The sequence below is a fragment of the Pseudomonas sp. NFACC32-1 genome, from assembly GCF_900101215.1.
In the GTDB taxonomy this organism is placed as follows: Bacteria; Pseudomonadota; Gammaproteobacteria; order Pseudomonadales; family Pseudomonadaceae; genus Aquipseudomonas.
Map to the genome: position 1 here is coordinate 225,282 of NZ_FMUL01000006.1, position 16,886 is coordinate 242,167.

Here is a 16,886-nt window from a genome sequence, read left to right on the forward strand (position 1 = left end):
CATTCATCTGATGAGGTGAGGAAGGAGGCCGATCGTTCCAATCCACTCTCCAACTGCGGTCTGTATTCACATTGGTATATATCTGAAGATCACCCTCTATATTGAAAATCTCTACCCTTGCACCGCTGCTGTAGCCAACACCTGAAAACCTCACGGTATTGGGACTGGGGTAGGACACCTGGGAATCTATCAATTTCGGCGGTTTTATTTTGAAAGCCCGGGAGACGCTTCGCCCAGACCCCTTCCCACTCAATGTTTGCATCGCCACAAGTGAAACAGGCCCAGCGGCTGTTGTAACGCTCGCACTCCAGACACCATTGGCGCCTACGGAACCTGTTCCGACCATAGTTGACGACCATTCGATATAAACCTGCACGGAGGCCCCTTCCAGACCCTGGTTACCTGAAAGGGTGAATGTTTGCATCTGATGGCTATTAGCGGAGGGGGAAGTAATAGCCAGAATTCCCAGGACTCGGTAGGTGACAGCAGCGGTTTTACCTGATGGATAACCAGCCAGACTGAACTGTGCCACCACAGGTACGGAACCGCTCGGTAGGGTGGCATTGAAAGTCGTTGACCAAATGCCGCCCGTTGCGGTTACCTCAGGCGCCAGAGCAAAGAGACTGTCGTTAGCCTTCACCACCCTAATCAACGTTCCAGGAGCAGCGGCTCCACTAAAACCCACACCAGTTTCCAGAAAAGAATTAGAAGCAGGCGCTGCCAAGGTCACCAAGTATATTCTCGATGTGCTAGCAGACTTTAAGGAATATATATCGCCAACTTTCTGCTTGGCGTAAATGGAAATCGAACCAGATGTCGGGCTCAGTTCTACACTGGCAGCCCACTTTCCATTCGACTGCATTGTTGCTGGCCCCAACGTAGCGTCGTTGTCTTCGTTGTACAGAATAACCGTACCACTGCCAGGCACCCCTCCTGCCCCCGAGACAGTAAATGTCCTGCTATTAACGTTTCGAATGGGGTCAATGGTTGGGGTGGGCGGGAGAGGTCGATAATAATATTTTTGACTTGCATATAGAAAAGGGTCATCTTCAAGGTAAATATCGTACGTATATTTATAGTACACCTCGACAAAATCAGAATTCCCTCGCACCGCAATCGTTTGATTTATTTCGTGCCAGTTCCCATCCTGAATCCCATCATCATCTGTAAGCTCCTGATATCCAGTCTCTACGGCCGATTTAAGACTTATGTAAACATTTCCGCTTCTTCGCCCATTACTCTTTGCACTGTATTTCGGCCTTCTCAACTCAAATGACTTTCCATCCGAAGACCATGCATATAAAGCCGTGAAATTTGCCCAAAGAGAACCGTTGACCGCTTGTAAAAAAACTTCCCCGGTTAAAGAGTTTGGATTAGATTCCGGCTCTTGGCCAAGCGTATCACTATCACCCTCAGTGACATGAGCAATCTCGCTCGCCGCCCCCGGTGAGGAGGCGAACTTATTTTTCTCAGGATCATCGCCAGTTTCCATGACTTACCCCTTAATCGTCACTCGTGCATAGAGGCTCATTGCGGCCGACGTATCACCGGAAGTCCGCTTGGGCTCAGTGAATGACAAAACAGCTTGCTTGATCACCTGTTAGTTCTGACAGTGCTGACGAGCGGCAGGGATCGGCGGTGTAGGCCTAATGCCCAACTGGCTACACCGCCTTGCGCAACGGACTACATATCCGCCAGAATCCGCCGGCTTGTGCGCCTTGGCCTTGCCCCGTAACTTGATTCGCGTCGCTGATAATCAGCGTCCGGGTTTAGTCGCCCGGTGTGAAGAACGATGTGCACAAGTGTCATCAAGCCGGGTAACCCTATCCCCGCACTTGATGGTGGCTGTTCGCAGGGCGCCCTCGGGCGCGCCGGGTTTCGTTTTTCCACCGGTCGACTAACCTGCGTCCAGCCGCCACCCCTCGTTTAGTCGCGAACCGGGTGGCAGCCCAATCATGGAAAAACGATGATGATCAAACCCACACCCAATCCCCCGAAAACCAACCCGCCGTCCGCCCCCCTCGACGCAAGAAAACTCGACAAAGCCGCCAAAAAGGCCCTGGACCATTACCTCAAGCCCGACACGCCGGCCAAACCCGAAAGGCACCTGGACTACTTCATCGTCGCGCCCGATGCCGACCCCGAAGGGCTACTGGTGCACAGTTATGAAACCTTCTGCTCGGTGAGCACGTTGATTCTGGATTTGTCCGAAGATCTGGAAGGTGCCACGCGCAACCTGGCGCTGGCGATTCATCAGATGGGCGAGATGGGGGTGTTGTTGCTGGAGCGGTTGCTGGATAACGAAGCGAAGGTCCAGCGCTGAAGGTCGAACGACCTCTAGAAGTAAAGAATGTATGAAGACCCTGTGGGAGCGAGCTTGCTCGCGATGACGGTGGATCAGCTGGCATCAATGCTGAATGTGCCGACGCCTTCGCGAGCAAGCCCACTCCCACAGAAGGCCTGGCCCTATGGAAGCATTCTCAAGCCGATTCCGACATCGAGCGAAAACTGAAGTACTGCTGCAGCGCACTGACCAGTTGCCCGTACTCCGGTGGAATCACCTGCAGACTGAAGCCAGCGTCGAAGTGCTGCGGCGTCACGTCCTCGTGGCACCACAGGCAAGTGGCCTTCAGCTTGATGTTCATCTGCGGCCCTTCATCGGCGGGAATCTTGAGGTGCAGGTCGAAATCCGCACCGACCATCAACGGCAACTGGCTGATCAGCATCAGCCCGTCTGCGGAAACATTGCCCAGGTAGCCGATGAGCTTGTCATTGACACCATTGAACACTTTCAGGAAGTACGGCAAGTCCTGCCGCTCTATCCGACGCTTTTTGTACATGTCCTGTATCGCTTTTCCCAGCCACCCAACAGGGTGCCTACCGAATACTTCGGAACGGGCCAAAGCCTGCCCGCTCTCCCCGATCCCGGTGCCAGACGCTTCCAAGCCTCTTGGCCATAATTCTGCCAGTCACAGGTGACGCCTCGAAATTAGAGACCCGGCTCTAATCACGACTTGTACAAATATAGCTGACGATTCAGCGACGACCAGCCAGGTGTCGTAAGTTTCATCTGGCGCAATGGTATAGACGAAGAATGGCCATGCGTTTCACATGGCCATTTCTGTTGACGAACGGTCAGAATGCCGTCGGGCGGATTGCGGAGGCGCTGCGGGTCGGGTAATGCCCCAGGCTCTGCAGGGTTTCCAGGCGGGCGCGGGCGCGGAAAGCGTATTCGCTGGTGGGGTATTGAGTGATGATGAACTGGTAGGTCTGTGCCGCATCGATGAACAGTTTCTGCCGCTCCAGGCACTGGCCACGCAGCATCGAGACCTCCGGCTGCATGTAGCGGCGGGCCCGGCTGGCGCGGTCGACCTGGGACAGTTCGAGCATCACCTGCTCGCAGTTGCCACGGTCATAGGCCTTGTAGGCCAGGTTCATATGATGGTTCATCGACCAACGGGTGCAGCCCGTGATGCTCAGGGCCAGGGCAACAAAAAGCACGAATCGCATGGGAGGTTCTCCTGTCTTGAGTCCTGTATCGACCTGGCCGGCAAAATCTTCAGCCTGAAAATGGAGCCGGGCTTGCGCTTGTGGCGAGGGGATTTATCCCCTAGCCACAAAAGCGATGTTCGGCTTTCGGGCTTAACAGGTGTGAAAATATTCGGGAATGTTCATTTCGAAAAAGAAACGAATAAGTAGTGCACATGAACAATGACTACACCCAAAGACCATAGTAGCCTTCGCTGGCGCTTGAACTTGAGGAGTCTTGCATGTCCGTCCGTCGCACCAAAATCGTCGCTACCCTAGGCCCGGCCAGTCACTCGCCGGAAGTTCTTGAACAGCTGATTCTGGCTGGCCTGGACGTCGCCCGCCTGAACTTTTCCCATGGCACGCCAGAAGAACACAAGGCCCGCGCCAAGCTGGTGCGCGACCTCGCGGCCAAGCATGGTCGCTTCGTCGCCTTGCTGGGCGACCTGCAAGGCCCGAAGATCCGTATCGCCAAATTCGCCAACAAGCGCATCGAACTGAAGATCGGTGACACCTTCACCTTCTCCACCAGTCATCCGCTGACCGAAGGCAACCAGCAGGTGGTGGGCATCGATTACCCGGACCTGGTCAAGGACTGCGGCGTGGGCGACGAGCTGCTGCTGGACGACGGCCGCGTGGTGATGCGCGTCGACACCGCCACCGCCACCGAACTGGTGTGCACCGTGACCATCGGCGGCCCGCTGTCGGACCACAAAGGCATCAACCGCCGCGGCGGCGGCCTCACGGCACCGGCCCTGACCGACAAGGACAAGGCCGACATCAAGCTGGCCGCGGAAATGGAAGTCGATTACCTGGCCGTGTCTTTCCCCCGTGACGCCGCCGACATGGAATACGCCCGCCAACTGCGCGACGAGGCTGGCGGCACCGCCTGGCTGGTGGCCAAGATCGAGCGCGCCGAAGCCGTGGCGGACGACGAGACCCTCGACGGCCTCATCAAGGCCTCCGACGCCGTGATGGTGGCCCGTGGCGACCTGGGCGTGGAAATCGGCGATGCCGAGCTGGTGGGTATCCAGAAGAAGATCATCCTGCACGCACGCCGTCATAACAAAGCGGTGATCGTCGCGACCCAGATGATGGAGTCGATGATCCAGAACCCGATGCCGACCCGCGCCGAGGTGTCCGACGTAGCCAACGCCGTGCTCGACTACACCGACGCCGTGATGCTCTCGGCCGAAAGCGCCGCCGGCCTCTACCCGCTCGAAGCGGTGCAGGCCATGGCGCGCATTTGCATCGGCGCTGAAAAGCACCCGACCAGCAAGACCTCCAGCCACCGCATCGGCAAGACCTTCGAGCGTTGCGACGAGAGCATCGCCCTGGCAACGATGTACACCGCCAACCATTTCCCCGGTGTGAAGGCGATCATCGCCCTGACCGAGAGTGGCTACACGCCTCTGATCATGTCGCGCATTCGTTCCTCGGTGCCGATCTACGCGTTCTCCCCGCACCGCGAAACCCAGGCCCGCGCGGCGCTGTTCCGCGGCGTCTACACCGTGCCGTTCGACCCGGCCGCCCTGCAACCGGGCGAAGTCAGCCAGGCGGCGGTGGATGAGCTGGTCAAGCGCGGCGTGGTGCAGACCGGTGACTGGGTCATCCTGACCAAAGGTGACAGCTACCACACCATCGGTGGCACCAACGGCATGAAGATCCTGCATGTGGGCGACCCGATGGTCTGAGTGACCGGCCGCTGAAAAAAGCCCTGCCATGTGAATGGCGGGGCTTTTTGCTTTCTGCCTGGAGGTGGGTGAGCACAGACTCAAGCCCGGGGAAGGAACACATCCACCAGCAGTTGATTACGCGGCAACCCCGCCAGGTACAAGCGCTTGGCGAAGGCCTCGACCCGCTCGGGATGACCACAGGCCAGGGCCTGGGTCTGCCGCGAGGGCAGCCGCAGCCGCGCCAGCGCCGCGGGGGCGTCGGACGAGGCCAGCAGCTCCACCGTGAGGTTCGGGTGCTTGGCCGCCAGCGCGGCCAGGGGTTTGTCCAGATAATGACCGCCAGCGTCATGGGCCACATGGATGAGGTGGATGCTGCCTCGATGTTGCTGGCGCAGGGCCTCGCGCAGGATGCCGAACAGCGGTGCCAGCCCGGTGCCAGCGGCCAGCAGCCACAGCGGTTTGTCGCGCCACTCGGGGTCGTAATGCAGGGCACCACCGCGCAGTTCACCGAGGCGGATGGGGTCGCCAGCCGTCATGGATCGGGCCGCATCGACGAACTGACCGGGCTGGCGACAGTCGAGGTGAAACTCCAGGAAGCGGTCTTCGCCGGGCAGGCTCGCCAGGGAATAAGGCCGGGCTATGTCACCGAGCCACAGCACCATGTGCTGGCCGGCCTGATAACGCAGCGCCCGCTCAGGCGTGATACGGATGCGCAGCACGTCGGCCCCCAGCCAATCCACCGCCGCCACCCGGGCAGCCTGACCGTCGCGATGCGGATCGAAGGCGTGGATCTGCACGTCCTGCACCACCTGGCATTGACATGCCAGGCGCCAGCCCTGGTCGCGCTGCGTCGGGCTCAAGGCATCGGGCCGGCTGTCGCGCACGTCGCCGTCCACACATTGCACCAGGCACGCATGGCAACTGCCGGCGCGGCAACTGTAGGGCACGGCCACGCCGGACTGATTCAACGCGTCCAGCAGGTTGCTTCCCGCCGCCACCGTCCAGTGTCGGCCGGCAACCGTCAATTCAGGCATCGACATTCTCCCAGGCCGCCGCGCATCGGTTTCGCCCGTCGCGCTTGGCACGGTACAAGGCCTGGTCGGCGCGCTGCAAGGCGCCGTCCAGGTCGTCGTCGATTTCCAGCAGGGTCATGCCCACCGACAGGCTGAGGGTCCCCAGTCGCAAACCGCTCAACTCGACTTCGCTGAACGCTCGCCGCAGTCGTTCGCAGCAGGCAGTCAGGCGCGCGGGATCACAGGCAGGCAGCAGCATCACGAACTCTTCACCGCCATAGCGGGCCAGCACGTCACCTTCGCGCAGGCAGGCCGTGGCGACGCCGGCGAATGCCTGGAGCACCTGATCGCCCGCGGCATGGCCATGCAGGTCGTTGATGCGTTTGAAATGGTCCAGGTCGATCAAGGCCAGGCCATGGGCGACACCAGGCCTGAGGGAGTTGAGTTCACGAGTGGCCAGGCGCAGGAAGTGCCGGCGGTTGAACAGCCCGGTCAACTCGTCGGTGGCCACCAGGTCTTCGAGCTGGCGCATCATCCCGCGCAGGGTGTCCTGGTGCGCCTGCAAGGCAAAGCGTCGCTGGCGCATGCGTTGGCGCGAGGTCTGGACATATCGGGCGTACAACACCAGCCACACCAGCACGATAAACAGCACGCACACCTGCAACCCGGCCAGGGTCGGGTCGGGCAGCCGGAAGAAGTAGGCATCCCACAGGGTAATGCCGGTGAAACTGATGAAGACCAGCGTCGCGCAACGCACGAAAGCCCGTCGGGACAAGTGAAACAGCCCGAACAGCAGGATCAGCACGTAGAACACCAGGAACACGCCCCGGGCCTGGTCCAGGTGCATCATCATCCAGGTCTGCCAGCCCAGGCCGATCAGGACCTGCGCCTCGGTGAGGCTTGGGTCGGCGAAACGCAGGTTGCGATCCGTGACAAACAGGACGAACAGAGCCCCCTGGCACAACACCACCAACCCACTGCCGATGATCACATCGCGCAACGAGTCTTGGTAATGACCACTGAAATATGCCAGCCACAACAACACCAGTGCCAGCGCGTAGGTTGCGGCCGCCAGGGCGAAGCGTTTGAGCAGGAGACGTTGAATGGCGTTATGGGTCAATCGTTGACTCACCGTTGGAAATGAGACTGAAAAATCAGTCCTACACTACAGGCCAGACGCCACTTTAGTGGCGTGCAGGGCAAATGACCATTCAATTCTGGAGCAGAAAAATGGCGTCAAAGCAATGGCCCAGATTGACGCATTATTCGATGCGGGCGGACCCCGGTTTGGGCCATGGATATGGTTCCCTGTGTGGAGGGATTTCATCCCCGCAGGGCTGCACAGCAGCCCCAAAAAGCTCGAACGAGATCAGCCTGATACACCGAATTGTCTGGTTAAGGGGATGGCGCGCAGCCCAGCGGGGATAAATCCCCTCGCCCAAAGGCAGCTCGCTCCCACAGGATGCCCGCCTGCGATATACTGCCGCGCCTTTTTAGCGTCGCGCCAGCATGCCCGGCGTGTCTTAAGAGGTGCCGTTCGTCGACCGATGCACCCAAACGAGCGACACCTTATTGAATGTTCCCGTCTTTGAGAGGAGCGCGACTCATGACCGTGATCAAGCAAGACGACCTGATTCAGAGCGTTGCCGACGCCCTGCAGTTCATTTCCTATTACCACCCCGTGGATTTCATCCAGGCGATGCACGAGGCCTACCTGCGCGAAGAATCGCCGGCGGCCCGTGATTCCATGGCGCAGATCCTGATCAACTCGCGCATGTGCGCCACCGGTCATCGGCCGATCTGCCAGGACACCGGCATCGTGACCGTGTTCGTGCGCGTGGGCATGGACGTGCGTTGGGATGGCGCGACCATGAGCCTGGACGACATGATCAACGAGGGCGTGCGTCGCGCCTACAACCTGCCGGAGAACGTGCTGCGTGCATCGATCCTCGCCGACCCGGCGGGCGCGCGCAAGAACACCAAGGACAACACCCCGGCGGTCATCCACTACTCCATCGTCCCGGGCAACACCGTGGAAGTGGACGTGGCGGCCAAGGGCGGCGGTTCCGAGAACAAGTCGAAGATGGCGATGCTCAACCCGTCCGACTCCATCGTCGACTGGGTACTCAAGACCGTGCCGACCATGGGTGCCGGCTGGTGTCCACCGGGCATGCTCGGCATCGGTATCGGCGGCACCGCCGAGAAGGCCGCCGTCATGGCCAAGGAAGTGTTGATGGAGTCCATCGACATCCATGAACTGAAGGCACGCGGCCCCCGGAACCGTATCGAAGAGATGCGCCTGGAGCTGTTCGAGAAGGTCAACCAGCTGGGCATCGGTGCCCAGGGCCTGGGTGGCCTGACCACCGTGCTCGACGTGAAGATCATGGACTACCCGACCCACGCCGCCTCCCTGCCGGTGTGCATGATCCCCAACTGTGCCGCCACCCGTCACGCCCATTTCGTGCTGGACGGCACCGGCCCGGCCTCCCTGGAAGCGCCACCCCTGGACGCCTACCCGGAAATCGTCTGGGAAGCCGGCCCGTCGGCCCGTCGCGTGAACCTCGATACCCTGACCCCGGAAGAAGTCCAGAGCTGGAAGCCGGGCGAAACCGTGTTGCTCAACGGCAAGATGCTTACCGGCCGTGACGCGGCGCACAAGCGCATGGTCGAGATGCTGAACAAGGGTGAAACCTTGCCGGTGGACCTCAAGGGCCGCTTCATCTACTACGTCGGCCCGGTCGATCCGGTCGGTGACGAAGTCGTGGGCCCGGCCGGTCCGACCACCGCCACGCGAATGGACAAGTTCACCCGCCAGATCCTGGAACAGACCGGCCTGCTGGGCATGATCGGCAAATCCGAGCGCGGCCCGACCGCAATCGAAGCGATCAAGGACAACAAGGCCGTCTACCTGATGGCCGTCGGTGGCGCCGCTTACCTGGTGGCTCAGGCGATTCGCAAATCCAAGGTCCTGGCATTCGCCGAACTGGGCATGGAAGCGATCTACGAGTTCGAGGTCAAGGACATGCCGGTGACCGTGGCGGTCGACAGCAAAGGCGAGTCGGTGCACATCACCGGCCCGGCGATCTGGCAGAAGAAGATCAGCGAAAACCTGGCGATCGAAGTGCAATAACCGTACGTCGAACCCGAAAAGGCCGGCAGGTGGCTCACCTGCCGGCCTTTTTTCATGTCCGCCGGGACTGCCGCACAGCGCTTTTCACCCGGGGCAACGGTGTCCCTGTCCGGGTACCTACCACTTATCGACCTGCTTGCGCACCTGTCGGATCTGACAGGTTACCCATCGCCCATCTCTTGGCATCCTCATGTTTTGCCGGGTATGGCCCTGGCGTTGCCGAACGAGATGATCACGATGGCAGAACAGACGCCCCTCCAGATTGTGCCCCCCACCCTCTCCACCAGTGCATCCATTGCCACGATCGGCAACCGGATCGGCCCTGTCGGCACCCGGGGAGCCGCCTCGTTCGAGTTGCCATTACCCTTGTCCGGAGCCCGTCACCTGACCCCCGCGCTGGCACTGCTCTATGGCAGCCAGGGCGGCAATGGCACCTTTGGTATCGGCATGCGGCTACCCATTCCCAGCATCGCCCGCCGGAGCAGCGAGGGCGTTCCGCACTATGCCGACGACGATGTGATGATCGATGCCGACGGCGTCGAGCGTTGGCCCGAATTACTGGAGCCGCCGATCATTCGACCCCAGGCAGGCCCCGGCGGCACTACCTGCGCGGTGGTGCGGTATTACCCCAGGGTCGAAAGCGCCTTCGACGTCTACGAACTCTGGACGCCCACGGACGGCGGCGCGCCGTTCTGGCGTGTCCAGGGCAGCAACGGCCACCTGTATTGCTACGGCAGCACTGAAGCCTCGCGCATCGCCGAACCCATCGACCCCGAGGCAGATCCTCCCGCGCCGATACGCATCGCCGAATGGCTGCTGCTGGAGGAGGTCAGCCCCTCGGGCGAGCACATCTATTATGAATACGCGGCCGATCCCGGCCCGTTCGACGGCCCCCACGACTATCGCACCCAGCGTTACCTGCGCCGGGTGTGCTACGGCAACGCCACGGCCAGTGAAACCTTTTACTGTTTCGAAGACCAAGACCCGGCAGACCGGGACTGGCATTTCCACCTGCTCCTGGACTACGGCCAGCGCACCCTCGACCTTGCGCAGAAACCTTCCTGGCTGACCAAGGAAGAGGCACCGTGGCACCTGCGCAGCGACCCGATCCACGCATACCGGTACGGGTTCGAAGTCGGCACGCGGCGCCTGTGCCATCAAGTCCTGATGTTCCATCACTTTCCCATCGAGACCGGCACCGAGCCCGCCCTGGTACAACGACTGCTGCTGGAATACACCTCGACGGCACTGGGCTACAGTCTGCTGACCGCCGCCCATTACCAGGCCTGGGACGCCGAGGGTCGGGTCGAATACCGGCCGCCCGTGGAACTGCAATACAGCGGTTTCGAGCTCAACCTCATCCCCGAAACCTTCCTCGAGTTCGAGACGATGCCGGCCATCGAGGACGGTCGGCATTATCAATGCGTCGACCTCTACGGCGAGGGTGTTCCGGGTTTCCTCTGCCGGTACACCGACGGCTGGTATTACCGCGAACCCGAGCGCGCCGAGGCCGGTGGCGACACGATCGCCTACGGCCCGTGGTCACGCCTGGAGAGCCTGCCGGTCGCCAGCGACAACCCGGCGGTACTGCAAGTGTTGACCGACCTGACCGGCAGTGGCCGACTCAACTGGGTCATCGCCCAGCCCGGCATGAACGGCTTCTACACCCTCAACCCGGACCGCAGCTGGTCAGGTTTCCAGAGCTTGCAGCGCTTGCCGACCGAATTCCTGCACCCGGCCGCGCAACTGGGTGACCTTGTCGGCGACGGCTTGCGTTCCCTGGCCATGATCGGGCCCAAAAGCGTGCGGCTGTATGCCAACCTGCGCGAACAAGGATTCGCCCCTGGCGTGAATGTGCCCCACGAACCGGACAGCGAATTGCCCCTGTTCAGCAACGTACGCAGCGAGCTGGTGTTGTTCGGCAACCTGCTGGGCAGCGACAGCACTGAGCTGTGTCGCATCCGCTTCGATGAGATCAAGTGCTGGCCGAACCTGGGGCACGGGCGTTTCGGCGAAGGATTCGTCATGAGCGCCCTGCCCTTTCATTATGGTGAGTTCGACGCCGACCGGGTACGGATCGCCGACCTGGACGGCTCCGGCGCCCCCGCGCTGATCTACCTCGACAGCGACGGCTTCGACATCTACCTCAACCGCGGCGGCAATGGCCTGGAGCAGACACCGGTCCGGGTGCCCTGGCCCACCGGTGTGCGGTACGACAATCTGTGCCAGGTCACCCTGGCCGACCTGCAGGGCCTGGGTTGCGCCAGCCTGATCCTCAGCACGCCCCACATGACCGATATCGGCAAGCCCAGACACTGGCGCTATGATTTCGTCACGGCCCGCCCCTATCTGCTGGAGGGCACGAACAACAACATGGGCTGCAGCACCCGCCTCGCCTACCGCAGCAGCGCCCAATACTGGCTGGATGAAAAGCAGCAGCACGTGGCCCAGGACAAACTCCCCGTGTGCTATCTGCCGCTGGCCCTGCTGCTGGTGGCGCGTCAACAGCAGCGGGACGAGATCACCGGCAATTGCCTGACCCAACGCTTCACTTATTTCGAAGGCGACTACGACAGCCGTCACCGTGAGTTGCGTGGTTTCGGCCGGTTGTACCAGCTCGACAGCGAAGTCTGCGAAGACGAGGCGCAAGAGGGCTTCACCGCACCGGTACTGGTCAAGACCTGGTTCCACACCGGTCGCACCGTCGACCAGCCCCTGAGGGACTGTTTCGCAGGCGACGCCGACGCGGTGCCATTGGGGCCGACGCTGCTGGCCCGCTTCCATGAAAGCGACGAGGCCAACGAGATCATCGTTCCCGACCCGGACACCGCTCGGGAAATGGCCTATGCCTTGGGCGGCTACGTCCTGCGCAGTGAAACCCATCCCGTCGATCCGGACGGCCCCCCCAGGCCCTATACCGTGACGCAACAGCGCTACCTGCTGCGCCATCCCCACGCCCATCAGAAAAGCCTGCTGGTGCTGGAGCTGGAGACCCTCACCCATCAATACGACGGCTTCCCCCACGATCCGCAAGTGCGGCACGACATCAACCTGAAATGGAACCTCTTCGGCCAGCTCATCCACGGGTTCGCCGTTCACTATGCCCGTCGTCTCACCGTCCTGGACTCACCGCCCTTCGAAGACGAACTGGAAAACACCTGGTGGCGCGATGCCCATGACGAGCAGCAGCAGCTGTTCCATATCATCGAGAAACGGGCCGAGCACCTGCACCTGATCGACGACACCGGGCTGCGCCAGCGTCTGGGCCTGCCATGGCGCTCCAGGGCCAACGGGTTGCAACGTCCGAAAGGCGAACTGCCCCAGGGACTCAACCCCAGGCAGATCAGCTACGAAACGTTCCTCGAACACCAGGATTCCGCGCCCTGGGTCGCCGCCCGGCAACTGATCGCACTGCAGGAACAGAATTACCTGCTGGACGAGCACGATGACATCGCCTTCCAAGCCCTGCGTGGCCCTCTGGAAGTGGCTGAATTCGACAAACAGGCTCTGGACGCCTACGACACCGTGCCGCCCCCTTTCGATATTCGCGAGGAACTGGAAACCATAGGCTACGAGCCCATGAAACTGTTCCTGCCGGAAGATCCCGACGAGGACATGGCTGAAAACCTCTGGTCGAAAAAGCTCGGCTTTGCCATCTACCAGCCTCTGGAGGGTTTTTTCCAGGTCAGTGCCCTGCAAGAGACCCAAAGCCATGGCATCACGACGGTCGAATATGACCCTTACCACCTGATGAGCATCGCCATAACCCTGCCGGACGGCTGCAAGACCCGTGTCCGATACGATTACCACTCGCTGTTGCCGCAGCAGATCGTCGATGCCAACGACAACATCCAGCAAGCCTTGTATGGCCCCGGCGGGGTGCCATTGGGGATCACCTTCCATGGCACCGAAAACGGCGTTCCGGCCGGCTTCGATGACATCGCCCGTTACCGTCCGCCCGAGGACCTGACGCCGGGTCATGCCATCGCCTATCCGGAAGAAACCCTGGGCAATATCGCCAGCGCGGTGCGCACCGACGCGCTCAGCTGGATGGGCTCGCTCGACGTCACGCTGGTGCTCTCGACGCAGCGCGACGAGTGGATCCGCGAGCGTTACCTGCTGCCCGATGGCCATGTCCGTGCCTCAGGCCGAACCCGCCTGGCGCAACTGAAACAACGCAGCGCCGCCGAGGAACTGCTTTGGGTGCTGGTCAATGCCGCACCCCGGGAACCGGCCCACAGCGTGGTGCTGAGCGCCGATCGCTACCCGGACGATCCGTTACGGCAGGTCCGCATCGCCGTCAGCGCCGTCGACGGTTTCGGTCGTGCCCTGCAAACCAAGCAACGGGTCGAGGCCGGCCAGGCCTACGCCGTGGCCGAGGACGGTTCGCTGGTGCTGGAAAACGGGCAGCCGCTGCAACACCTGGCCGAACAACGCTGGCGCGTGAGCCAGCGTGTCGAGTACGACAACAAAGGGCTGGTCACCCGAGTCTATCGCCCTTATTTCGCCGATGCCTGGCGCTACATCAACGACGCCTCGCTGCGTGCCCACGGCTACCACGACCAGCAGTTCTACGACCCGCCGGGACGCCTGGTCAAGGTCATCAATGCCAAGGGACACGAGGCCTGGCATGTCTATCATCCCTGGTATCAATGCGACCATGACTACAACGATACGGATCCCGGGGCCTGACAGGTGAACAGCCAGCCCCACGCAAACACGCCAGTGCTGGCGGTGTTCGACGGACGCGCCGGCCCGGTGCGGCGCGTGGACTACCTGCGCGACTCCAGCGGCGATCAGACACAGCGGCTGATCACTGCCCAGGCGCATGACGTGGCCGGCCGCATCATTTTCCAGTGGGACCCTCGCCTGCACGGTACGGAAACGGCCAACCTGCATAGCGTCTATAGCCTGTCGGGAACCCCGTTGCTCACCCACAGTGTCGACGGCGGAATGCGTCGGGAGCTCTTCGGCGTGGCAGGACAGAAACTGCGGGGCTGGGACGGGCGCGGCAGCGAGCAACACATCGATTACGACTCGCGACTACGCCCCGTGGCGATCCGGGAACGAGGCCGGGACCAGGCCTGGGTCGCCGTCGAATACCTGCACTATGGCGACAGCTCGAGCGACAGTGCCCGGCGCAATCGATGCGGTCGGCTGGTGGAGCATTACGACACTGCCGGGCGTCTATCGATGATCGATTATTCAATGGCCGGTGCCTCGCTCCATCAGTCCCGGCGCTTTCTCGTCACGCTGGACTCGCCACACTGGCCCCGGAACGAAACCGAGCGCGATGCGCTGCTCGAACCCACTGCCTACGACACACACTGGTTCTACAGCGCCCTGACTGAAATCCTGGGCCACAGGGATGCCAAGGGCCATGCCCAACGCCGGGAATTCGACATCGCCGGACAGCTCGCGGCCACTCACTTGCAATGGGCCGACAGCCCCATCGCGCAGGTGATTGTCCAACGCATGCAATACAACGCCGACGGTAGACTGAACGCATATGTCGCCGGTAACGGGGTCATGACCACCTACAGCCATGACCCTGCCAATGGACGCCTGCTTGAACAAAAGGCTGTCAAAGACAGCGACGTCCTTCAACACTTCAGCTACCGGTACGACCCCGTGGGGAATATGACGTCCCTGACCGACCACACCCATGTCACCCGTTATCACGCCAACCAGCGCATCGAGGGCGTCCGCCGGTTCACCTACGACAGCCTGTATCGCCTGGAAAGCGCCACGGGCCTGGAGGCTGGCGGCGCCGGCACTCAACCGCAACTGCCGGCGCTGATCCCGCCGATGGACCTGTCACTGCGCACGCCCTACACCCAGCATTATCGCTACGACCCAGGCGGCAATCTGCAGACACTGGTCCACAACAGCGCGGCCCCGGGCCAGGCGCATACGCTGCACCTGACCATGGACCCGTCGAGCAATCGTTGCGTGCAGTGGCGCAAGGGCGATGTTCCCGGCGATGACCTGAGCTTCGATGCCGACGGCAACCCGTTGACACTGCCCGGAACCGGCAGGCAACTGACCTGGAACCTGCGCAACCAGTTGCACGGCGTGACACAGGTGCATCGCCTGGCCAGCGGCGACGATGAGGAGCGCTACGTCTACGACGCCCAGGGCTTGCGTGTGCGCAAGCGGCAAAGCAGCCAGGCGGCCGCTACGCGCCATGTGCGCGAGGTGCGCTACTTGCCCGGCCTCGAGATCCGCACCCTGGACGACAGCCAGGCGCTGCATGTCTGCACCTTGCAAGGCCTGGGCTTCAACGTGCGGGGACTCTACTGGGAAAAAGGCCGGCCGGAAGAAATCGACCAGGGCCAGTTGCGCTACAGCCTGGAAGACCACCTGGGCTCACTGGTCAAGGAACTGGATCAGGACGCCCGGCTCATCAGCCATGAAGGGTATTACCCTTTCGGCGGCACCGCATGGTGGGCAGCGGACTGCGAGGTACAGGCCAGCCAGAAAACCATCCGCTACAGCGGCAAGGAACGGGACGCCAGCGGGCTTTACTGCTATGGATTGCGTTACTACGCGCCGTGGACGATGCGCTGGGTCAACCCGGACCCGGCGGGGCCGGTGGATGGGTTGAACCTGTATGCGATGGTGGGGAACAACCCTATGCGCTATTCGGACAACCTGGGCCTGAACAAGGACAGCAAGACGCTCCAGGGGGGCAACGAGCTGCTCACGCTCATGAGCGAGCGTACCCAGCTCATTCTGCAAGGCGGGGCCAACCCGCTGCCCGCTATTACCGGCTCACCGGCCAAAGTGAAAAAAATGCGCGAGATCCATTTCAGCGACAACCCGGAAGCCGAGCTGTTTCTCAAGAAGAACAGGGACGACAACCTGGTCGCCCATGCGGGCTTTGAAATACCCGGCGCGACACCTGACGAAACGATTCGACTGACGGATTTCTTCAATATCCCGTTGCCTCCCCAGTTAACGGTGGAACGCCACGGCGTCGTGGAATATCGTCCCGCCGAACAAGGCCTGGAGAGAGACGATCCGGTCTCGGGGGGCATCTTCAAGTTCGGCGATATCGACCGTTACGAGACATTCCTGGAGAAGAAGCTCATCGAGACGTACCAGGACACCCAACGTCCCATCAAGGTCTACAAAGGCACGAACCCCGACCCGATCAACCTGGCGGGCCTGGAGTACGAAACCCCCACGTTTCAACCCCTGCTCCAGAGGCGGTTGAAGGCCCATATCGTCGCGGGGGGAAGTTACCTGCCCAAATCCGCCGGGCTTCCAGGCATGCATGCCGAGAGCGTCGGCGGACACGTTGCGCTGGCTTTTCAGAAGGCCATGACGGGTGAAGCCGATCCGTCGCAGATTCTGGTCGTGACGCAGAAACTCAAGGGTGCCAAGACCGCCTCGGCCTTCCCCGCCTGTTTCAACTGCGCCAACATCCTGATGGAGTCCCAGGATGGCTCTGCCCCGTTCAATGTCCTGACCGACAGGGTGAACATGACTCATCAACAATGGAACCGCGCACTGCAGCCGTACATTTGAGCGCCT

General features: G+C 61.4%; 9 protein-coding genes. 5 read left to right on the top strand and 4 right to left on the bottom strand.

Going from position 1 to position 16,886, the window contains the following annotated elements; translation table 11 throughout:
- Positions 1-1,969: 1,969 nt before the first annotated feature.
- Entirely contained in the window at positions 1,970-2,323 is a 354-nt protein-coding gene (locus tag BLP99_RS12515) for a DUF6124 family protein (RefSeq protein ID WP_092180439.1), read from the top strand.
- A 157-nt stretch (positions 2,324-2,480) separates the two neighbouring features.
- On the opposite strand, the gene BLP99_RS12520 is transcribed toward BLP99_RS12515, so the two are convergent.
- The gene (locus tag BLP99_RS12520) at positions 2,481-2,840 is read right to left on the bottom strand and encodes a PilZ domain-containing protein (protein WP_092180416.1); all 360 of its coding nucleotides are present in this window, start codon (positions 2,838-2,840) and stop codon (positions 2,481-2,483) included.
- A 295-nt stretch (positions 2,841-3,135) separates the two neighbouring features.
- Positions 3,136-3,510: a tetratricopeptide repeat protein gene (locus BLP99_RS12525; RefSeq protein ID WP_072395230.1), complete on the bottom strand. Its 375-nt coding sequence runs from the start codon at positions 3,508-3,510 to the stop codon at positions 3,136-3,138.
- Between the two features lie 260 nt (positions 3,511-3,770).
- Between BLP99_RS12525 and pyk the strand changes: the two genes are divergently transcribed.
- On the top strand, positions 3,771-5,222 hold the full coding sequence (gene pyk, locus BLP99_RS12530; protein WP_072395232.1) for a pyruvate kinase: 1,452 nt from the start codon (positions 3,771-3,773) through the stop codon (positions 5,220-5,222).
- 80 nt (positions 5,223-5,302) lie between these two features.
- Here pyk and BLP99_RS12535 read toward each other — a convergent pair whose 3' ends face one another.
- Positions 5,303-6,238 (bottom strand): iron-sulfur-binding ferredoxin reductase, encoded by a 936-nt coding sequence (locus BLP99_RS12535; protein WP_076406353.1) that lies wholly within the window; start codon positions 6,236-6,238, stop codon positions 5,303-5,305.
- On the bottom strand, positions 6,231-7,337 hold the full coding sequence (locus BLP99_RS12540) for a GGDEF domain-containing protein (RefSeq protein ID WP_072395236.1): 1,107 nt from the start codon (positions 7,335-7,337) through the stop codon (positions 6,231-6,233). The genes BLP99_RS12535 and BLP99_RS12540 overlap by 8 nt, the downstream gene beginning before the upstream one ends.
- Before the next feature lie 486 nt (positions 7,338-7,823).
- Between BLP99_RS12540 and BLP99_RS12545 the strand changes: the two genes are divergently transcribed.
- The 3 genes from BLP99_RS12545 to BLP99_RS12555 all read left to right on the top strand — a co-directional run bounded on the left by BLP99_RS12545 (position 7,824) and on the right by BLP99_RS12555 (position 16,880).
- A complete protein-coding gene (locus tag BLP99_RS12545) occupies positions 7,824-9,347 on the top strand; it encodes a fumarate hydratase (protein WP_072395238.1) in 1,524 nt (507 codons plus the stop codon).
- Between the two features lie 237 nt (positions 9,348-9,584).
- Positions 9,585-14,039 carry a SpvB/TcaC N-terminal domain-containing protein gene (locus tag BLP99_RS12550; RefSeq protein ID WP_092180441.1) on the top strand — a complete coding sequence of 1,485 codons (4,455 nt, stop codon included), beginning with the start codon at positions 9,585-9,587 and terminating at the stop codon, positions 14,037-14,039.
- A 3-nt stretch (positions 14,040-14,042) separates the two neighbouring features.
- Positions 14,043-16,880: an RHS repeat-associated core domain-containing protein gene (locus BLP99_RS12555; RefSeq protein WP_143007947.1), complete on the top strand. Its 2,838-nt coding sequence runs from the start codon at positions 14,043-14,045 to the stop codon at positions 16,878-16,880.
- Positions 16,881-16,886: the final 6 nt, after the last annotated feature.

Coding starts and splice junctions, on each gene's coding strand:
- BLP99_RS12515 (WP_092180439.1), top strand. CDS start 1,970: ATGATCAAACCCACACCCAATCCCCCGAAAACCAACCCGCCGTCCGCC.
- BLP99_RS12520 (WP_092180416.1), bottom strand. CDS start 2,840: ATGTACAAAAAGCGTCGGATAGAGCGGCAGGACTTGCCGTACTTCCTG.
- BLP99_RS12525 (WP_072395230.1), bottom strand. CDS start 3,510: ATGCGATTCGTGCTTTTTGTTGCCCTGGCCCTGAGCATCACGGGCTGC.
- pyk (WP_072395232.1), top strand. CDS start 3,771: ATGTCCGTCCGTCGCACCAAAATCGTCGCTACCCTAGGCCCGGCCAGT.
- BLP99_RS12535 (WP_076406353.1), bottom strand. CDS start 6,238: ATGCCTGAATTGACGGTTGCCGGCCGACACTGGACGGTGGCGGCGGGA.
- BLP99_RS12545 (WP_072395238.1), top strand. CDS start 7,824: ATGACCGTGATCAAGCAAGACGACCTGATTCAGAGCGTTGCCGACGCC.
- BLP99_RS12550 (WP_092180441.1), top strand. CDS start 9,585: ATGGCAGAACAGACGCCCCTCCAGATTGTGCCCCCCACCCTCTCCACC.